This window comes from Burkholderia puraquae (assembly GCF_002099195.1).
Classification (GTDB): Bacteria; Pseudomonadota; Gammaproteobacteria; order Burkholderiales; family Burkholderiaceae; genus Burkholderia; species Burkholderia puraquae.
Window position 1 is genome coordinate 557,438 of record NZ_NBYX01000001.1, and the last position, 19,302, is coordinate 576,739.

The following is a 19,302-nucleotide window of genomic DNA, read 5'->3' on the forward strand; positions in this document are numbered from 1 at the left end:
ACCACCTCTCGAAACCGCGTCCTTTCCGCCCGCCGCGCCGGGTGGCCCGCCGTCCCTCAGCCGGGGCGCTAGCTGCCGCCGAACAGCGTCAGGAACAGCGCGTTGTCAGGCGTGCCCGTATGCGCATGCGTGCGCAGCGGCGAGCCGTCCGCGCGGTTGGTCCACCAGAAGCTGGTGCCGCCGTGCGGATCGAAGTAACCGGACAGGCCCGGCCACGCGGCCGGGGCCGGCCGTTCCGGCGGCGGCGCCGGCATGCCGTCGACGATGTCCGCGTACTTGTCGTCGCCGGGCGCGAGCCGCACGCGTTCGAGCATCTGCTCGAGATCGCCCGGCGCGCGCGCATGGCGGATCGCGTCGAGCAGCGCCTGGCCGACCTGCCAGTAGAACGCATCGGCGGCATCCGGCAGCCCGTTCCAGTAATCGGCCGCGCGCATCGGCAGCGTGACGATCACCGGGTAGTAGCGCCCCACGCGGTCGCAGCTCGGCGCGAGGCAGCCCGGCTGCACGCACGACGCGCCGGCGCCCGCCGGAATCAGGAAATTCCAGACCGGCGCGACCGTGTAGTGGCGCTCGATCTCGTCGGCGCCGCGCTGGCGCATCGCGGCCATCCCCTGCTGGAGCCAGCGCTCCCACCACAGCGCGAGCGCGTGCGGCAGCCGGCTGTTCACGAAGTCGCCGGCGCCGGGAATCTTCCCGTACCAGGCCGGCGCAGCGCCGTCGGTACGCGTGAACGGCGGTGTCGGGCTCATGGCTTCGGCGGGCATGTAAAGGACTCCATCTGGGGCAGCCTGAACGGGTTGCGGACACTGCCCGCATTCACTTGCAGCACGATCGGTTTGCCGTCGACCGTGAAGCGCGCAATCATCTGGTCGGAGCCGCGCCCGGCCGACACGGCCGCGCGGTCGAACAGCCGGTGCAGCGCCCACGGCCCGACGGCCGAGAATCCGTCGGTCGCACCGGCCTGCCCCGACACCTGCAGCCGCACCTGGTTGCTGCCGCGCGGGCCCGGCCAGTCCACGGCGCTCTGCACGAGCGGGCCGTGCGCGTAGCGGACGATCTGCCCGTCGACGTCGAGCACCATCTCCGTGATCGCCGGGTCCATTTCGAGCGGCTGGATCTGCACCTTCAGCTGCGCGGTGCGCGCACCACCGCCGAAATAGGCATCGCGGATCACTGCCGCCTTCTCGAACGACGACAGCATCGCGGCGGCCGACGGATCGGCGTCCGCATTGCGGTTCGCGAAGCGCCACGGGTGCGACGTCGTATCGACGATCGACTGCAGGTTCTTCTGGAAGAAGTCGTCCATCAGGCCGCCGGGTGCGAACATCTGCGCGAAATCCGCCGGCGCGACGTCGCGCGACGATCCGCGCGCGAACGGATAGCGGCCTGCGATCGCCTGCCGGCAGAAGTCGCCGACGTTCGCGCCGGCCCGCGTCGCGACGCTGCGCTGCTCGACGGTCGCGACGCTGCCGTTCGCGACGTTCGACAGGTCGTCGAGCACTTCGCGGAACGGCGTCGGCAGGCGGCCGGCCTGGGCGCGCAGCCTGGCGGGCGCGTCGGACGGCGGCGGTTGCGCGCCGCTCCTCAGCGCGTCGTCGGTGGCCGTCAGGTACGTGTACAGCGCGTCGATCGACTTCAACACTTCGTTGAACGCCTGGGCCTGGTCGCCGCTGCCCGGCGCGAACGCGCGCAGCCCGGCGAAGTGGCTGTCGACGATCTGCTCGGCGCTCGCGGGCGCCGCCGCGGACGCGCTCGAATTGCTTCCCTGGCCCGCGAAGATCTGCGACAGCGAGCTGCGCGCCTCGTCGACCTTGTCCTGCGCGCGCGCGGCAAGATTGCGCGCCCCGCCCGGCGCATCGCCGAGCGCCGTGTCGCGCGCGAGCGCGACCATCAGCCGCGTGAGCGGCGAATCGGCGGACGACAGCGCGCGCGCCACCTGGATGCTCTGCGCGAGCGTCGCGGTGCGCTGCAGCTTGATGTCGGCGAGATAGTCGTCCCAGATCTTCAGGTAGTCGTTCAGGTAGAGCTGGCGGATGTCGCGCGCCCATGCAGCCGCGTCGTTCGGCCCCGGAATCTCGGACAGCCCCAGGTTCAGCACCCACACTTCCTCGCGCCCGTAGGCGTCGACCTCGCCGGCCAGGCGCGGCGCGAACACGTTGCGATAGCCGTTGCGCGTATAGAGGCCCGGCACGCCTTCCGACAGCGGCTTGCCGCCCTGGCGGCGGAACACCAGTGAAGCATCGGGGCCGACTGCCCGCGCGACGCTGAAGTCGAACGCGGAGGTGGCCGGCCGCAGCGTGAGCGTGAGCTGCCGGTACAGCCGCTGCGAGAACGGCACCTGCCGCAGCCGGTCGCGCACGTCGGCCACGAGCCGCTCGTTCATCGGATACGGCGACACTGCGACGCGGCCGCCGAACAGCGCGGCGAGATGTGCGCGCAGCGCGGTGCGTTCGGCGGGCGAGAAATCGGGCGGCAGCGCGCGTTCCATTTCGAGGTCGACGACGGCCTGCACGAACGCGGGATCATAGTGCGCGCTGTCGTACAGCATCAGGTAGGCCTTCAGCGCCGCATACGCGTACTCGGTCTCGTCGGGCCGCGCGTCGCGCAGCGCGGCCTCCATCCGGCGTGCGGCAATCGGCAGCAGCACGTCTTCGAGCGCACGCCGGTACTCGGCGTCGACGGCTTCGTCGATCTTCTCGCCCTGGAACAGCCCCCACCGGTACGCGAGCGGCGGATGCTGCAGGTCGACGCCGCCCGCATTCGCGAGGCCGCCGAGCGCATCGAGCACGGGCAGCAGGCGGGCGACGTCGGCCGCATCGGAGAATGTCGCACCGGCGATCTGCGCATCGACGGCCGGCACACGCGCGGCGATCTGGTCGAGATACGCGCGATTGTTCGAATAGCTGCGCAGCCACGCGAACAGCACGGCCACGCACACCAGCGCGAGCAGCACGTAACCGGCGATCTGCAACACGCGCCGCTTCTGGTGCCAGCGCAGGTCGCTGCCGGCGAGCGCGGCTTCGCGGAAGATGTGCTCCTGCAGCAGCGACTTCAGGAAGAAGCTGCGCCCGGTCGAGCCGACCTGCGCGACCGGCGGCACGCCCTCGATCTTCAGGAAGCGCTTGATGCCGCTCATCACGCGGTCGAACGCGGTGCCTTCCTGCGTGCCGCTCGTCAGGTAAACGCCGCGCAGCATCGGCATCGGTTCGTAGCTCGACACGGAAAACACCTCGGCGACGAACTGGCCGAGCATGTCCTGCAGGTCGGCGATCTGTTGGGGCAGCAGGTACGTCATTTCGCGCTGGCGTGCGTCGGTCTGCGCGGCGAGCAGTTCGGGCAGCCCGTCGTTCAGCCGCTGGTGCAGCAGCCGGTATTCGCGGTCGAATGCCGCGCGCAGGTCGAAGCCCGGCGCCTCGCTTTGCGCGAGCGGGAACGTGAAACCCCACACCTGCGCACATTCCGTGCGGCCGTAGCTGCTGAAATACTCGGCGAAGCCCGCGAGCAGGTCGGCCTTCGTCACGAGCAGGTACACGGGAAAACGGATGCCGAGCTGCGCGCGCAGTTCGAGCAGCCGCTTGCGCAGCACCATCGCGTGCTGCGTGCGCTCGGCTTCCGACGCACCGAGCAGGTCGGCGACGCTGATCGTCAGCATCGCGCCGTTCAGCGGCTGGCGCGTACGGTATTTCTTCAGCAGGTCGACGAAGCCTTTCCACTCGGCCTCGTCGAGCGCGCGGTTGCCCTCGTGCGTCGTATAGCGGCCGGCCGTGTCGATCAGCACCGCATCGTTCGTGAACCACCAGTCGCAATGCCGCGTGCCGCCCACGCCGCGAATCGCCGCGCGGCCGAACTGCTCGGCGAGCGGAAAGCTGAGCCCGGAGTTCACGAGCGCGGTGGTCTTGCCCGAGCCCGGCGCGCCGATGAACACGTACCACGGCAGCTGGTACAGATACTGGCGCGACATCCGGTCGAACCAGCGCGGCAGCCCCTTGCGCACCGCGTCGGCCTGCCCGAAGCGGACTTTCTTCAGCAGCGTCGCGGCTTCGTCGAAGCGGCTGCGCAACTCGTCGAGCTGCGCTTTCGCCGGATCGTCGGCGGTGGCCGGCCCCGGCGCGGCCTCGCGCAGCTGGTTCAGCAACTGCGCGTTGAGGCGGCCGGCGCGCCAGCTGTGCCAGGCCACGCGCGCGCCCCACGCGATGAACAGCACCGCGATCGTCAGCCCGCGCGCCCAGCCGCTTTCGAGCGGCCGGATCTCGGCGAACGCGAACAGCGGGCCCGCGAGCCACACGAAGCACGCAAGCACGACGAGACCGGCGAAGGTCCAGATCTCCCGCGACGGCAATGGCCGGACGAAACGCGCGACAGCCTGGTTCATTTCAGTTGGCCCCCTGCGTGGCGCTCGCGCCGACGGCGGCACTGCCGGGCGCCGGCAGCAGCGTGATCTCGACGCGCCGGTTCAGCGCGCGGTTCGCCGGCGAATCGTTCGGTGCAACCGGATCGAGCGTGCCGCGCCCTTCCGCCGCGAGCCGTTCCGGATGGTCGAGCCGCGCGGCGATCATGCCGCGCACGGCTTCCGCGCGTTCGCGCGACAGGTCCCAGTTCGACGCGAAGCGCGCCGTATGCACGGGCGTGTCGTCGGTATAGCCGGTCACGCGCACGTTGCCGGGCACCTTGTTCAGCGCATCGGCCACCCGCGCGAGCACCGGCACGTAGCGGTCGATTACCGACGTCGAGCCAGACTTGAACAACCCGTCGCCGCGCAGCACGATCACGCTGCGATCGGCGTTGTCACGCACCGACACGAGGCCGGCCGCGATCTCCGGTGCCAGGAACTTCGCGATGCGCGGCGCCGGCGCCGGGCGCGGCGGCGCCTGCGCGGGCTGCAGCTTCGGCACGTGCAGCGCGTCGATCGATGCGAACAGCCGATCCGAATGCCCGGCGAGCGCAATCCGCAGCCCGACGAACACGCCGAAGCCGATCAGCAGCGCGAGCGCCACGCATACCCACAGCGGCACGACGAAGCGGCGCGCGACGTCGCGCGTGACGACGTCGCGCCAGTGCGGCGACAGAGCCGGTTCGAATTCGCCGCGCACCGAGCGGATCGTCTGCGCGAGCTGGCGGCGCAGCGCGTCGAGCTGCGCGTGGCCGTTGTCGAGTACGCGATAGCGGCCCTCGAAGCCGAGCGCGAGACAGAAATACAGCAGCTCGAGCAGGTCGAGATGCTGGCGCGGCTGCTGCGACAGGCGTTCGAGCAGGTGGAAGAATTTCTCGCCGCCCCAGGTCTCGTTGTGAAACGACACGAGCAGGCTGTGCGACGACCACACGCTGCCGCCCCACGGCGTCAGCGCAGCCGCTTCGTCGAGGGCCGTACACAGGCAGTAGCGCGCGCCGATGATCGCTTCCGACGGCACGCCGGCCTCCTGCGCACGTGCCTCGAACTGCCGGATCTCGACGACCAGATGCTCGCGCAGCCACGCCGGATTCGGGTGATGTACGGTCGAGCGAATCTGCGGCACCAGGTTGAGCAGCGGATTCGCGGCTGCGACGAGCGGGTTCGTGCCGCTCGCGGCCCAGCGCCCGGGGCGCGGCTGCGTCGCGGTCGGGCCGGCCGCTCCCGCCGCGGCCGGATGCATGCCGCCCGGATTCGGCGGCACGAATCCGCCTGCGCCGGGGGAAATCGAGTCGGAGGAGGTATTCATCGCGTCACCCCGCCCTCACCCGCGTATCGCCCAGAACTCCATCGAGAGCCCAGGGAATTCGCCGGCGAAATGAAAAGCGAGACCGCCGGAGCGTGCCAGCTGCTTCCACAGGTCGCTGCCCTTGTCGATCTCGAAGTACGTATGGCCCGCGTGATACGGGATCTGCCGCGGCGCGACCGGCAACTGGCGCATCGTGATGCCCGGCAGCTGCAACTGCACGAGATCGCGGATCCGCTCGACCGGCCCGAGCTTCGCCTGCGCCGGAAAACGCGCGCGCAGGCTGTCGGCCGGCACGTCCGCGCGCACCGCGAGCACGAAGCCGGCCGTGTCGCGCAGCGCGGGGTCGGCCAGCGTCGCGACGCGGATGCCGTTGCCCGCATCGCGCAGCTCGATCTGGATCGCGTTTTGCTCGAGCACCGTCGATAGGGACCGGCGCAGCTCGGTCATCAGTTCCGCGAAGCTCGTGCGCAGGTCGTCGTGCACGTAGACGGCGAGCGATTGCGGGCGCCGGCCGGCCGCCGTGAACGTGCTCAGGTCGCATGCGAGCTTCAGCCAGTCGCAGAACAGCGCCTCCGGATGGGTCGACACGTGCTGCTGCGCATGCCAGGTCAGCGCGAGATAGCGGTTCACGAGCTGCAGCAGCAGGAAATCTGCGACTTCCGACACGCCGCCCCGCCCGGGCTCCGACAGCCGTTCCGCGAGCGCTTCGCTGCGCTGCGTGAGCAGCCCGTGCAGCTCGCGTGCATAGGCCAGCAGCACGGCGTCGTGCTGCGCGACGAGGCGCGGCGGAATGTAGCCGTCGTCGACGAGCAGCCGCGCGTCGGTGCGCCGCTCGACGATCCGTGCGACGCCGAGTGCGTGCCAGTCGCCGGTCAGCTCGGCTTCGAGCATCAGCCGCACGTTCAGGCGGCCCGTCTGCAGCAGCGCGGGGCCGAGCGCGACCGCGTTCGCGTCGGCCACTTCGTATTCGCGCACGACGTAGCGTGCGACGTCGGTACTGCCGTTCGTGCCGTTTGCGGCATGGCCGCCGCCGGCACCGAACGACACCTCCTCGCCGCCGCCGCGCCACAGCGGCAGCGCGAGCACGACGAGCTGATCCTTCGCATCGGCCGGCACGTCGAGCGGTTCGGGGAGATCGTCCGGATGGGCCAGGTCGAACGGCGTGCCGTCGCGCATCACCCCCGACGCGGTGCGCAGCGCAACCTTGCCGAGCGCCAGTTGCTCACGATCGAGCTCCAGCGTGTCGAAGCCCCAGTAGAAGCCTTGCAGCGGCAGGCAGCGCAGCGCGACGTAGCGTTCCCAGTGCCGTTCGAGCTGCTGGAAATGCTGCGGCCGCAGGAACATCCCCTCGGTCCACACCACCCGCTGGCGGAGCGCCGCGACCGGTGTCGCGGACATCGTCGGTTCGGTCATGGGCGCCCCTTCGCATCGTTCAGTGCGATGCCGCCGTTCCTGACCGCGATCGCCAGCTTCAGCTCGCCCGGCGACGTCTGCCAGAACTTGTAGAGATTGAGCTGCTTCGCACGCGGCAGCGGCACCGTCAGCCGCCAGCGGTTCTTTTCGAGCATGCGGTATTCGGCGACCACGCCGATCGCGCCGGCCTCGACGTTGCCGCGATAGTGCAGCGTGCGCGACTCGCCCGGCCGCAGGATCACGCGGTCGGTGCCGAGCAGGTCGGCACCGAGCACGTTCTCCGGCTTGTCCTGCAGCGAGAAGAAATCGGCGCTGTCGAACGACGCCGCCGCGCGGAGCTGGAACACCTTCAGCACGATCGGCGAAGGCTTGCGGTTCGAGTCGGGGTTGACGTCGGGCGCAACGTCAACCGTGATCGCATACGGCACCGCCGCGGCATGCTCCGTCGCGCCGCATCCCGGCAACAGCATCACGCATCCCCATACGATGAAACTGCTCGACCGCCATTGCATATTCCACCCTCGCCACCCAATAGCCGCGCGCCGGTTTTCGACTTCGAAACCGGATGATCTGATTGAAAAAAGGGACAATTAATTGATCGGTAACTGTGTAGCCAGCATATCCATCCATTGCAATCCATGTCGGCAAATTATTCTTGTAAAAAGCCGGGTCATATCATTCAGGGTTTTTGAAAGTCGCTTTTGGCGAAATGATGGGTAATTGAATTTACGTTGGTAAATTAATGGCACAAGTTAATCCGGCCGATGTGCCTGGGCAGCCCGGTTCCATGGCGTGGACACCTGTCGGATGGGCGCGGGGCGCAAGCTGGCCGGCCGCCGAGCCAGGGGCACTCGCGACGCTGACGGTGGCCAGGCTATTCGTTTTGCACGAACGGACGGTCCGGTTTTCCGTGCATTGACGTGCGCTGGCCAAACAACTGACGAATCCGAAAAACACAGCGAACTATAGGCCGTTTTTACGGATTAACAAGCACTGAAATTCGTAGTCGATTCTGCATTCATGTGGAAACAGATTGCCCAAATGAAACAAAACGTAACAGCTGGTTCGATGCTTATGATTGGCACTAGAATCCAACAGCGCCTGTATGCCACCTTCCAATTACGCCAATCTTTAATTCAATAATGAAAGGTCGTTCATCGCTCGTTCTTTTCCTCGGCGCATGGTTGCTGGGGGCCGGCGGGTGCAGTACGTCCCCGGCACAGTCGGCTGCACGCGCGACAGTCGATAGCGCGCGCGCCGCGTACGACACCGGCGACTACGGGCGCACGATCGCACTGCTGAGCCACGCGAAGGAGATCGACGGCGCCGACCCCGACACGCAGGTTGCCGCGCACAAGCTCCTCGCGTTCAGCTACTGCGTGACGAACCGCATCACGCCGTGCCGTGCCGAGTTCTCGAAAATTCTCGACCTCAACCCGCGCTTCGACTTGTCCCCTGCCGAGAAGGGGCATCCGATCTGGGGGCCCGCGTTCGAATTCGCGCGCCGCAGGCATGCGTCGTCATCCTGAACGAACCGGCTTCCACGCGAGCGCTTCACCGAGCGACGTATGACATGCAACTGATCGTGATCGAACATGCCGGCGAGCCGGTCGAAAACGACTCCTACGACGCCGTCGTGTTTCATCCGCCGGGCGGCACCATCGGCCGGGCCAGCGACAACCATCTCGTGTTGCGCGACGACACGCGGCAGATCTCGCGGCTGCAGGCGCTGCTGCAGGTCGGCGACGACGCATGCCTGCTGAAGAATCTGAGCAGCGTATCGACGATCGAAGTGAACCGCGAGCCTGTCGGCTATGCGCAGGAGCGACCGCTCAACACCGGCGACATCATCCGCATCGGGCCGTACGTGCTGCGCGCGGAACGTGACGATGGCGACGACGGCGACGATGCGCCGGTCATCGACATGGCGACCGATACCGGCACGCACGTCGATACGCAGGCCCCGGCGCGGGCAGCAGCGGCGCCCGCACAAGCATCGCCTTCACGTGTCGATACGAAAGGCGCCGGCAACCGGCTGTGGGGGCTCCTCCAGGATCGTCTCGCCCCGCGCGGCAAGGCGGCGGATGCCGGTACACGGCCACGCGGCCCCGCACGTGCGGACGCAGCACAGCCGGCAAACCACGCGGCGCAGGCCGTACCGCCCGCGCCTTCGCAGCACGACCTGCACCAGCTGTCGACCGATCCGCTCGACCTGTTCGCGCAGTCGCCGGGCGAGTTCGGCGCATCGCACACGGCGCCGCGAGTCGATCGCGGCAACGCGGATCGCGAAGGGGCGGCCGCGACGCAGGCCGACCATGCGCCCGAGTGGACGCAGCACGTGCGCGTGCAGCCGGCCACTGCGCACACCGATGCGCGGCCGGCCGACGAACCGGCGCCGCATGCGGCGCGTGCGCCGACGCCCGATGAACTGCTGAGCGCGTTCTTCGAGGGCGCGGGACTCGATACGGCCGCCGAATCCCATCAGTGGTCGGCCGAACAGTTGTACATCGCGGGCCAGTTACTGGCGCTGTTCGCGAACGGCACGGTCGAGCTTCTGTCGTCGCGCAGCATCCTGAAGCGCGAGGTGAAGGCGCACATGACGATGCTGCTCGATCGCGAGAACAACCCGCTGAAGCTGCTGCCGGACGGCGGCGCCGTGTTGCGGCAGATGTTCGGGCTGCCGCTGCCGGGCTTCATGTCGCCGCAGAGCGCGGTCAGCGACGCGTTCCAGGATCTGCATGCGCACCAGATCGGCATGGTCGCCGGCATGCGCGCTGCGTTGATGGACCTGCTGACGCGCTTCTCACCGCAACGCCTGCGCGAGCGGGACGACGCTATGCGCTGGTACGAGAAGCGCGTGCCCGTGCTGTACAAGGCGAGGATGTGGGATCGCTACGCGGCGACCCATCGCGACACGGTGTTCGCGATCGAGGACGATTTCGCGTCGGTATTCGGCAAGGCGTTTCTGGCGGCGTACGACGCGGAAGTGGAAAGCTATCGCGGCAGCGGCCGGCATTGAGCGTCGAACGGAACGGCCGCCGCCGGCAGCGGGCGAGGCGTGCCGGCGGTGGCGTCAGGTGTTCGCCTCACGCGAGGCGACCTTGTTTCGCCCGGATTCCTTCGCGTGGTACAACGCCTCGTCGGCCGCCTTGATCACCGACTCGACTGCCCCTTCCTGCCCCGGTGCCCAGCTTGCCACGCCGATGCTCGCGGTGACGCGCCCGAATTCGCTTTCCGCATGTTCGATCGCCAGCCCGTCGATGGCCGCGCGAATGCGTTCGGCGATCTCGGTGGCGCCCGTGGCCGGCGTATCAGGCAGGATCACGACGAATTCCTCGCCGCCATAGCGGGCTGCGGTGTCCGCGGGCCGCCGGATGTTCTCGCCGATGCACCGTGCAACCGCCGCCAGCGCGTCGTCGCCGGCCTGGTGGCCGTACGTGTCGTTATAGGCCTTGAAGCGGTCGACGTCGACGAACAGCAGTGAGAATACCGAGCGGGCACGGCGTGCGCGGCGCCATTCGAGGTCAAGCACTTCCCCGAACGAACGGCGATTGTTGAGCCCGGTGAGGCCGTCGGTACGCGCGAGCATGACCAGTTCGGATTCGGCTCGCATCCTGCGCCGCAGCTGTGTGCCCAGCATGAAGGACAGCGCGATGAACGCCGCGCCGAAGGCCGCCACCAGCGCGCCGATCGTGATTGCCCGGCGCCGCCAGGCGGCGTAGATGTCCTGCTCCGCCTCGGCGACCATGATGATCAGCGGCAGGTGCGGCAGCGTCTTGAAATAGTACAGGCGGCGCACGTTGTCGATCACCGAGGTCTCGATGAACGAGCCTTCCGGCGCAGTCTGGAAATGGCGAAACGTTGCTGCCTTGCTGATGTCGCGACCAATGGTGTGCACGTCGTACGGCTGGCGCATGAACATGATGCCGTTCGTGCCGATCAGTGAAATCGCGCCGTGCGAGCCGAGCGCGATGCCGGCAAACAGCGTGTGGAAATATTCGAGATTGACCGCGATCATCACGATGCCGCCGAACGAGCCGTCCGGATTCGACACGCGGCGCGTCAGCGCCACGCTGAGCGAGCCGCCGCGCAGGCGGGACGCATAGGGCGCGCTGATGTAAAGCCCGGCGTCGGGATTGTCCCGGTGAACCGTAAAGTACTTGCGGTCGCCGAAATTGCCCCGTCGCGGCACGTCGTTCTCCGAATCCAGGATGATGTTGCCGGCCGAATCCAGCACGAGCATCGAGCCGAGAAATTGCGCCGTCATCGCGTGATCGAACAGGACGCCGCGGCGCAAGGCCGGCGAGGCCGCCATGACGTCCGGGCGCTGAAGGCCCTGGATCACCGCCTCCAGCGACAGGCCGTACAACTCGATATTGCGTTCGATATCGCGCTCGGCGACGAGCGCCAGGTTCCGCGACGTATCGCGTGCGCGATCGAGCGCGTCCTGACGGCTCTGAAACAACTGCAACACGCAGAGGCCCATCAGCGCGCACGCGATCAAGGTTCCCACCAGCACAACGTAGTACGGCGCTGCCGACCGCGGATGCATCCGTTTCCTCTCAGATGGGGCCGACGCTGACGCACCGGTCGTTATGGTTTGTTCTGAATAACCTATACCAAAAAGTGCGGCGTTCGGGTACGAGGTGCAGCCCGTACTTGCAAGGTTGCTGATGACGTGACCTGAGCGGTATCGAGCGGAGCGTGTTCCGCGCGGGCCGGCACCGGGTGCCGACGCCCATTCACCGAGGGGTGTGGTGTGGCGTGTGTCGTCGCTGATGACGGAATTGAAACAATCCATCCGCAGCGACACGCGTATTGAAATGCCCGGCCGGTTGCCGTTCGAATGCACGGCTGGCGGGAAAAACCGGCGCGAGACCGGGCGTACCGCCCGGCCCGCGCCGATCGCGCGCGCCACGCCAATGGCGCCGCGCACGCGATCGATCGACCATCAGACGGACGTCAGACGGCCATCACCGTCACCGACTTCGTGACGAGGTACGGCTCCAGCGCTTCCGGCCCGCCCTCCGACCCGTAGCCCGAGTCCTTCACGCCGCCGAACGGCATTTCCGGCCACGGCGTCGCCGGCTGGTTGATCCACAGCATCCCGACTTCGAGGCGCTGCGTGAGCAGGTGCACGTTCGCGAACGAACGCGTGAATGCGTAGCCGGCAAGACCGAACGGCAGACGGTTCGCTTCCGCGATCGCATCGTCGAGCTTGTCGAAACCGCGGATCGCCGCAACCGGGCCGAACGGCTCGTTGTTGAACACGTCCGCTTCGAGCGGCACGTTTGCGATCACGGTCGGCGCGAAGAAGTTGCCTTCCGAGCCGATCCGCTCGCCGCCGGTTTCGATGCGCGCGCCGACCTTGCGCGCGTTGTCGACGACCGACGCCATCGCGGTGAGCCGGCGCGGGTTCGCGAGCGCGCCGAGCGTGGTGCCTTCCTCGAGGCCGTTGCCGACCTTCAGCCCTTCGGCATGCTTGACCAGCGCGCGCGTGAATTCGTCGCGGATGCTGTTGTGCACGAGAAAGCGCGTCGGCGAGATGCAGACCTGCCCCGCGTTGCGGAACTTCGCGCCGCCGGCGGCCTTCACCGCGAGCGCGACGTCGGCGTCCTCGGCCACGATCACCGGCGCGTGCCCGCCCAGTTCCATCGTCGCGCGTTTCATGTGCAGGCCCGCCATCGCGGCGAGCTGCTTGCCGACCGGCGTCGACCCCGTGAACGTGACCTTGCGGATCACCGGGTGCGGAATCAGGTACGACGAGATTTCGGCCGGATCGCCGTACACGAGGCCGATCACGCCGGCCGGCACGCCCGCGTCGACGAAGGCGCGCAGCAGCGCGGCCGGCGATGCGGGGGTTTCTTCCGGTGCTTTCACGAGGAACGAGCAGCCGGTTGCCAGCGCGGCGCTCAGCTTGCGCACGACCTGGTTGACGGGGAAATTCCACGGCGTGAAGGCGGCGACCGGGCCGACCGGCTCCTTCACGACGGTCTGCTGCGCGCCGAGGTTGCGCGGCGGCACGATCCGGCCGTACACGCGGCGGCCTTCGTCCGCGAACCATTCGATGATGTCCGCCGCCGACAGCACTTCGACGCGCGCTTCGGTGAGCGGCTTGCCCTGTTCCTGCGTCATCAGCTGTGCGATCGCGTCGGCGCGCTCGCGCACCAGCGCGGCCGCCTTGCGCATCGTCGCCGCGCGCTCGTGCGCGGGCACCTTGCGCCACGCCTCGAAGCCGCGTTGCGCAGCGGCGAGCGCACGGTCGAGATCGGCGATGCCCGCGTGGGCCACCTTGCCGATCGCCTTGCCGGTCGCCGGGTTCACGACGTCGATCGTCTTGCCGCTCGCGGCGTCGACCCACTCGCCGTCAATCAGCAGTTGCGTATCCGTATAAGTCACGTTAGCCATCCAGACACCCCTACATTGCGTCGATAAACGCGCGCTGCCGCAAACGGCCGCGCGCCGGTTGACAGAAAAATGCCAGGCCGCCGGGGCAGGCACGCACCCGGCGGCGGCGATGGCGGGCACGCCGCCACGCCATCGTTCCGCATGAAGCCGCGCTCAGCGCGCGGCTGCCGTCGCCTTGCGGAGTTTCGCGACGTCCGCCGCCTGCACGGCCGGCGCGCCGTTGTTCCAGCCCGCGCGCATGAACGTCAGCACGTCGGCGATCTGCCGGTCGTTCAACTGGTTCGAGAACGCCGGCATCGGATACGCGGACGGCACGCCATCGATCACGAGCGTCTCGCTGCCGTTCAGCGTCACGTTGATCAGCGACGCGGCATCGGCTTCGAGCACGTTCGGATTGCCGGCGAGCGGCGCGAGCAGCGGCGCGTAGCCGCGCCCGTCCGCGCCGTGGCAATGCAGGCAGTAAGCGTTATACACCTTCGCGCCCGGATCGGTTGCCGGCCGGCCCAGCGCGACCTGCGTCACCTTCGGATCATAGCTGTACGGCGGTGCGCCCGTGCCGCCCGCCGCCGGCAGCGATTTCAGGTAACGGGACATCGCCGCCAGATCGTCGTCGGAGAGCGCCTGCGTGCTGTGGTTGATCACGCTGACCATCGAGCCGAACGCGGTCGCATGGCGGTTCGCGCCGGTCTTCAGGAACTGCGCGACCTCGGCCTCGTTCCAGCGGCCGAGCCCCGTGTTGTGTTCGCCGGTCAGGTTCGACGCGAACCAGTCGTCGATCGGCGCGCCCGACAGGAACGCCGTGCCGCCTTCGTCGAGCGCCTTTTCCTGGAAGCCGACGCCGCGCGGCGTGTGGCACGACCCGCAGTGCCCGAGCCCCTGCACGAGATACGCGCCGCGGTTCCACATCGCGTCCTTGGCCGGCTTGTCGGCATACGGCGTCGTATCGAGGAACACCATGTTCCACAACGCGAGCGGCCAGCGCATGTTGAGCGGCCACGGGATGTCGGACGGCCGGTTCGCCTGCTTCACCGGTTCGACGCCGTGCATGAAGTACGCGTACAGCGCCTTCACGTCGTCGTCCTTCAGCTTCGCGTAGGACGGGTAAGGCATCGCCGGATACAGGTGATGGCCGTCCTTCGCCACGCCCTTGCGCAGCGCGCCGGCGAATTCGGCTTCCGTATAGCCGCCGATGCCAGTCTCCGGGTCGGGCGTGATGTTGGTCGTGTAGATCGCGCCCATCGGCGTGACCATCTTCAGGCCGCCGGCGAACGGCGTGCCGCGCGGCGCGGTGTGGCACGCGACGCAGTCGCCCGCTTTCGCGAGATACGCGCCGCGCGCGACGAGCGCGCTGTCGGCCGGTGCCGCCTGCGCGGCATGCGCAGTCGTGCCCGCCAGCAGCGCAGACACGGCGAGCAACGACGTGCCGAGCATCTTCAGGGTGAGGTTTTGCATGTTCGTCGCTCCCTTCAAGCCGACTTCAGCTGGTCGCCGACCGGCAGCTTGCGCAGCCGCTTGCCGGTTGCCGCGAAGATCGCGTTCGACAGCGCCGCGGCCGTGGCGGCCGTACCCGGCTCGCCGATCCCGCCCGGCGCTTCGCCGCTTTTCACCAGATGCACCTCGATCGGCGGCGTTTCGTTGATCCGCAGCATCCGGTAGTCGGTGAAGTTGCTCTGCACGACGCGGCCGTCCTCGATCGTGATCTCGCCGTACAGTGCGCCCGTGATCCCGAAGACGATGCCGCCCTGCACCTGTGCCTCAATCGTGTTCGGGTTGACAACCATGCCGCAATCGACCGCGCAGACGACACGCTTTACCTGCACCTCGCCGTTATCCACTGCGACGTCGACGACGATCGAGAAGAAGCTGCCGAATGCGTGCATCACCGAGACGCCGCGCCCTTGCCCCTTGGGCAGCGCCGGGCCGCCCCAGCCGGCCGCCTTCGTCGCGACGTCGAGCACGTTGAGCGCGCGCGGCGTCTTGCCGAGCAGCGCGCGGCGGTATTGCACGGGGTCGGTCTTGGTCTGCGCGGCCAGCTCGTCGATGAAGCTCTCGACCACGAAGGTGCCGCGCGTCGGCCCGACACCGCGCCAGAACGCGGTCGGGATATGGCGCGGCTCCTGGCGCACGTAGTCGACGAGCTGGTTCGGCAGGTCGTACGGCAATTCGGCCGCGACCTCGACCGCGTCGGGATCGACGCCGTCCTTGAAGGCGGGCGGCGCGAAACGGGCGATGATCGACGAGCCGACGATCCGGTGCTGCCACGCGATCGGCTTGCCGTTCGCGTCGAGCCCGGCCGAGATCCGGTCGTAGTAGTACGGGCGGTACATGTCGTGCTGGATGTCTTCCTCGCGCGTCCAGACGACCTTCACGGGCGCGTTGACCTGTTTGCCGACCTTCACGGCCTGGCCGATCATGTCCGTCTCGAGCCGCCGGCCGAAGCCGCCGCCGAGCAGGTGGTTATGCACGACGATCCGGTCGGGCGCGAGGCCCGTGAGCTGCTGCACGGTATCGCGCGCCCGCGTCGGCACCTGCGTGCCGACCCAGATCTCGCAGCCGTCGCCGCGCACGTGCACCGTGCAGTTCACCGGTTCCATCGTCGCGTGCGCGAGGAACGGCTGTTCGTAGACGGCGTCGACGCGCGTCTTCGCATTCGCGAACGCGTTGCCGACGTCGCCATCCTTGCGCGCGACCGCGCCCTTGCCGTTCGCCGCGGCCTGCGCGAGATCCGCGACGATGTCCTTCATCGACACCTTCGCGTCCGCACCTTCATTCCATTTCACGACCAGCGCCGACGCGCCGCGCTTCGCGGCCCACGTGTGATCGCCGATCACCGCCACCGCGTTGTCGACGCGCACGACCTGACGCACGCCGGGGATCTTCTTCGCGGCTGACTCGTCGACGCTCGCGACCGTGCCGCCGAACACGGGGCTGTTCACGATCACTGCGTACAGCATGCCCGGCAGGCGCACGTCGAGCCCGAATTGCGCGGTACCGTCGACCTTCTCCGGCGAATCGAGCCGCTTCGCGGGCGTGCCGATCAGCTTGAAATCCGCCGGCTTCTTCAGCGCGACGTCCTTCGGCACCGGCAGCTTTGCCGCAGCATCGGCGAGTTGGCCGTACGACGCGCGCCGGCCGCTCGACGGATGCTGCACCTCGCCATTCGCGGCGCGGCAGGTGGCCGGATCGACCTTCCATTGCTTTGCGGCCGCCGCGACCAGCAGCGTACGTGCGGTCGCGCCCGCGCGGCGCAGCGGCTCCCATGCATAGCGCACCGACGTCGAGCCGCCGGTGAGCTGGCCGCCGAGCAGCGGATCGAGGAACAGTTTCTCGTTCGGCGGCGCATGGTCGAGCGTCACGCTCGACAGCGGCACTTCGAGCTCTTCCGCGATCAGCATCGGCAGCGCCGTGTAGACGCCTTGCCCCATCTCGACCTTCGGCATCACCAGCGTGACCTTGCCGGCACGGTCGATCTGCACGAACGCGTTCGGTGCGAACACGCCGGCGCGCGCGGTTTCATCGCCGTCGCCGCCGATCACCGAACGGCGCGCATCGTCGCCCGCAGCCGGCAGGCTGAAGCCGAGCAGCAAGCCGCCGCCGGCCGCCGCGCCCAGCGACATGCCGAGCTTGAGGAACGAGCGGCGCGATACGCCTGTGCCGGCCCGGCCGGCTTCGATCAGTCCTCGCGACATGTCACGCCTCCTTCGCGGCTTGCTTCACGGCCGCGCGAATCCGGTTGTACGTGCCGCAGCGGCAGATATTGCCAGCCATTGCCGCGTCGATGTCGGCGTCGCTCGGGTTCGGGTTCGACGCGATCAGCGCGGTGGCGGCCATCACCTGCCCCGACTGGCAGTAGCCGCACTGGACGACGTCGAGCTCGCGCCACGCCTGCTGGACCTTGTGACCGGCCGGCGTCGCGCCGACGGCTTCGATCGTCGTGATCTTGCGGCCCGCGACCGCCGCGACCGGCAGCACGCACGAGCGCGCGGCGACGCCGTCGAGATGCACGGTGCATGCGCCGCATTGCGCGATCCCGCAGCCGAACTTCGTGCCGGTGAGGCCGACGACGTCGCGCAGCACCCAGAGCAAGGGCATGTCGTCGGGGGCGTCGACCGAGCGGGCTTCGCCGTTGATGTTGAGGGTGATCATTCAGCCTCCGGGGCCGGTGTATTGGGGAAGCGGCGCGAACAATGCGCCGCGTGTTGTGGTCCTCGCCGCCGCGCGCCGTGCGGCGGGTGCCGCGCGGCCCGGGTGGGAGCAAGCCGCGACGGTGGTGCTGCGCGGTTATTCGGCGACGTCGATGCCCGACAGCACCTTGATGACCGGCGGCGCGGTGAACCAGTCGGCCGACTTCGTACGGAATTCGCCGAAATATGGGCTCGCGAGGTGCGCGTCGAAGGCCGCCTGGTCGTCGTAGATCTCGTACAGGTGCAGGTTCGGCGAACCGCCCTGCTCGCGGAACAGGTCGTAGCGCCGGTTGCCCGGTTCGGTGCGCGTCTTGGCGACCAAGCTGCGCAGTTCGGCCTCGGCGGCCTCCGCGTGTTCGGGTTTCACGAACAGGGAAGCAATCACGTGAAGCGCCATCTTGTCACTCCTATCGAAACGGAATTGGAAAAGCCGGCCGCCTGCGTCATGCGACGCCGGTGGCCGGTCGCTTGTTGCTGCGCGCCGGTACCGTCGTGTCAGGCCAGTTCGTCCGGGCCCACGCGCACGACGACCTTGCCGAAGTTCTTGCCGGCAAGCAAGCCGATCAGCGCTTCCGGCGCATCGGCCAGATCGGGGACGACGTCCTCGAGCGTCTTCACCTTGCCCTGCGCGACCCATTCGCTCATTTCCTTCATGAACGGCGCATAGCCGGTTGCATAGTGATCCAGGATGATGAAACCCTGCATCCGGATGCGCTTGCGCAGGATCGTGCCCATCAACGCCGGCACGCGGTCGCGGCCGGTCGACAGCGCGGTGTCGTCATACGCGGTGTCGTTGTAATGCGCGATGATCCCGCACACCGGCACGCGCGCATGGTCGTTGAGCAGCGGCCACACCGCGTCGAACACGGCCCCGCCGACGTTCTCGAAATAGACGTCGATACCGTTCGGACACGCGTCCTTCAGCTTGGCGGCGAACGCAGGATCGCGGTGGTCGACGCACGCGTCGAAACCGAGCGTATCGGTCACGTACGCGCACTTGTCGGCGCCGCCCGCGACGCCGACCACGCGGCAGCCCTTCAGCTTCGCGATCTGACCGACCACCGCGCCGACCGCGCCGCTCGCCGCCGCGACGACCACGGTTTCGCCGGCCTTCGGCTCGCCGATCTTCAGCAGCCCCGTATAGGCGGTGAAGCCCGGCATGCCGAGCACGCCGAGCGCATACGACGGATGCGCGAAGTCGCGGCCGAGCGGAATCAGGTCGCGGCCGTCGGACAACGCATAGTCCTGCCAGCCGGCGCCGGCAACGACGAGATCGCCTTCGCGGAACGCGGGCAGGTTCGATGCGACGACCTGGCTGACGGTGCCGCCGACCATCGCCTGGCCAAGTTCGGCCGGCGCGGCATAGGACGGCGCGTCGCTCATCCGGCCGCGCATGTACGGGTCGAGCGACAACCAGACCGTGCGCAGCAGCACCTGGCCGGCGCCGGGCGTCGGCACGTCACCGGTCTCGGCGCGAAAGTTGTCCGGCGTCGGCGCGCCGACCGGGCGCGAATTCAGGACGATCTGGCGATTTGCGGTCTTGCTTTGCGGCATGTGAGCCTCCGTCAACAGGGTGGACGTGCTTCGTGGGCACGATCGAA

The 19,302-nt window shown here is 68.4% G+C and carries 14 protein-coding genes; 2 read left to right on the forward strand and 12 right to left on the reverse strand.

Features of this window, described 5'->3' with window-relative positions; all coding sequences use genetic code 11:
• Positions 1-68: 68 nt before the first annotated feature.
• The 5 genes from tagF to tssJ are packed head-to-tail and all read right to left on the reverse strand — an operon-like array spanning position 69 to position 7,621.
• Entirely contained in the window at positions 69-764 is a 696-nt protein-coding gene (gene tagF, locus B7G54_RS02480) for a type VI secretion system-associated protein TagF (RefSeq protein ID WP_085037594.1), read from the reverse strand.
• Positions 746-4,372: a type VI secretion system membrane subunit TssM gene (tssM, locus tag B7G54_RS02485; protein ID WP_085037595.1), complete on the reverse strand. Its 3,627-nt coding sequence runs from the start codon at positions 4,370-4,372 to the stop codon at positions 746-748. Before tssM ends, tagF begins: the two co-directional genes overlap by 19 nt.
• A 1-nt stretch (position 4,373) precedes the next feature.
• Positions 4,374-5,696 (reverse strand): DotU family type VI secretion system protein, encoded by a 1,323-nt coding sequence (locus B7G54_RS02490; protein WP_085037596.1) that lies wholly within the window; start codon positions 5,694-5,696, stop codon positions 4,374-4,376.
• Positions 5,697-5,711: 15 nt separating this feature from the next.
• Complete coding sequence (gene tssK / locus B7G54_RS02495; RefSeq protein WP_085037597.1) at positions 5,712-7,109, reverse strand: type VI secretion system baseplate subunit TssK; 1,398 nt, start codon at positions 7,107-7,109, stop codon at positions 5,712-5,714.
• The gene (tssJ, locus tag B7G54_RS02500) at positions 7,106-7,621 is read right to left on the reverse strand and encodes a type VI secretion system lipoprotein TssJ (RefSeq protein WP_085037598.1); all 516 of its coding nucleotides are present in this window, start codon (positions 7,619-7,621) and stop codon (positions 7,106-7,108) included. The genes tssK and tssJ overlap by 4 nt, the downstream gene beginning before the upstream one ends.
• A gap of 630 nt (positions 7,622-8,251) precedes the next feature.
• Between tssJ and B7G54_RS02505 the strand changes: the two genes are divergently transcribed.
• Positions 8,252-8,638 carry a TssQ family T6SS-associated lipoprotein gene (locus B7G54_RS02505; protein ID WP_085037599.1) on the forward strand — a complete coding sequence of 129 codons (387 nt, stop codon included), beginning with the start codon at positions 8,252-8,254 and terminating at the stop codon, positions 8,636-8,638.
• Positions 8,639-8,682: 44 nt separating this feature from the next.
• Entirely contained in the window at positions 8,683-10,128 is a 1,446-nt protein-coding gene (tagH, locus tag B7G54_RS02510) for a type VI secretion system-associated FHA domain protein TagH (protein WP_085037600.1), read from the forward strand.
• A 54-nt stretch (positions 10,129-10,182) separates the two neighbouring features.
• Here tagH and B7G54_RS02515 read toward each other — a convergent pair whose 3' ends face one another.
• From B7G54_RS02515 to B7G54_RS02545, 7 genes are all read right to left on the reverse strand, one after another.
• Positions 10,183-11,661, reverse strand: a complete 1,479-nt coding sequence (locus B7G54_RS02515; protein ID WP_085037601.1) for a sensor domain-containing diguanylate cyclase — start codon at positions 11,659-11,661, stop codon at positions 10,183-10,185.
• 410 nt (positions 11,662-12,071) lie between these two features.
• A complete protein-coding gene (locus B7G54_RS02520; protein ID WP_085037602.1) occupies positions 12,072-13,517 on the reverse strand; it encodes an NAD-dependent succinate-semialdehyde dehydrogenase in 1,446 nt (481 codons plus the stop codon).
• Positions 13,518-13,670: 153 nt separating this feature from the next.
• Complete coding sequence (locus tag B7G54_RS02525; protein ID WP_085037603.1) at positions 13,671-14,969, reverse strand: c-type cytochrome; 1,299 nt, start codon at positions 14,967-14,969, stop codon at positions 13,671-13,673.
• A gap of 14 nt (positions 14,970-14,983) precedes the next feature.
• The gene (locus tag B7G54_RS02530; RefSeq protein ID WP_085037604.1) at positions 14,984-17,206 is read right to left on the reverse strand and encodes a xanthine dehydrogenase family protein molybdopterin-binding subunit; all 2,223 of its coding nucleotides are present in this window, start codon (positions 17,204-17,206) and stop codon (positions 14,984-14,986) included.
• 1 nt (position 17,207) lies between these two features.
• Positions 17,208-17,663, reverse strand: a complete 456-nt coding sequence (locus tag B7G54_RS02535) for a (2Fe-2S)-binding protein (protein WP_085037605.1) — start codon at positions 17,661-17,663, stop codon at positions 17,208-17,210.
• 135 nt (positions 17,664-17,798) lie between these two features.
• Positions 17,799-18,098: a putative quinol monooxygenase gene (locus B7G54_RS02540; RefSeq protein WP_085037606.1), complete on the reverse strand. Its 300-nt coding sequence runs from the start codon at positions 18,096-18,098 to the stop codon at positions 17,799-17,801.
• Positions 18,099-18,196: 98 nt separating this feature from the next.
• Complete coding sequence (locus tag B7G54_RS02545; RefSeq protein WP_085037607.1) at positions 18,197-19,255, reverse strand: NADP-dependent oxidoreductase; 1,059 nt, start codon at positions 19,253-19,255, stop codon at positions 18,197-18,199.
• Between the last annotated feature and the right edge of the window lie 47 nt (positions 19,256-19,302).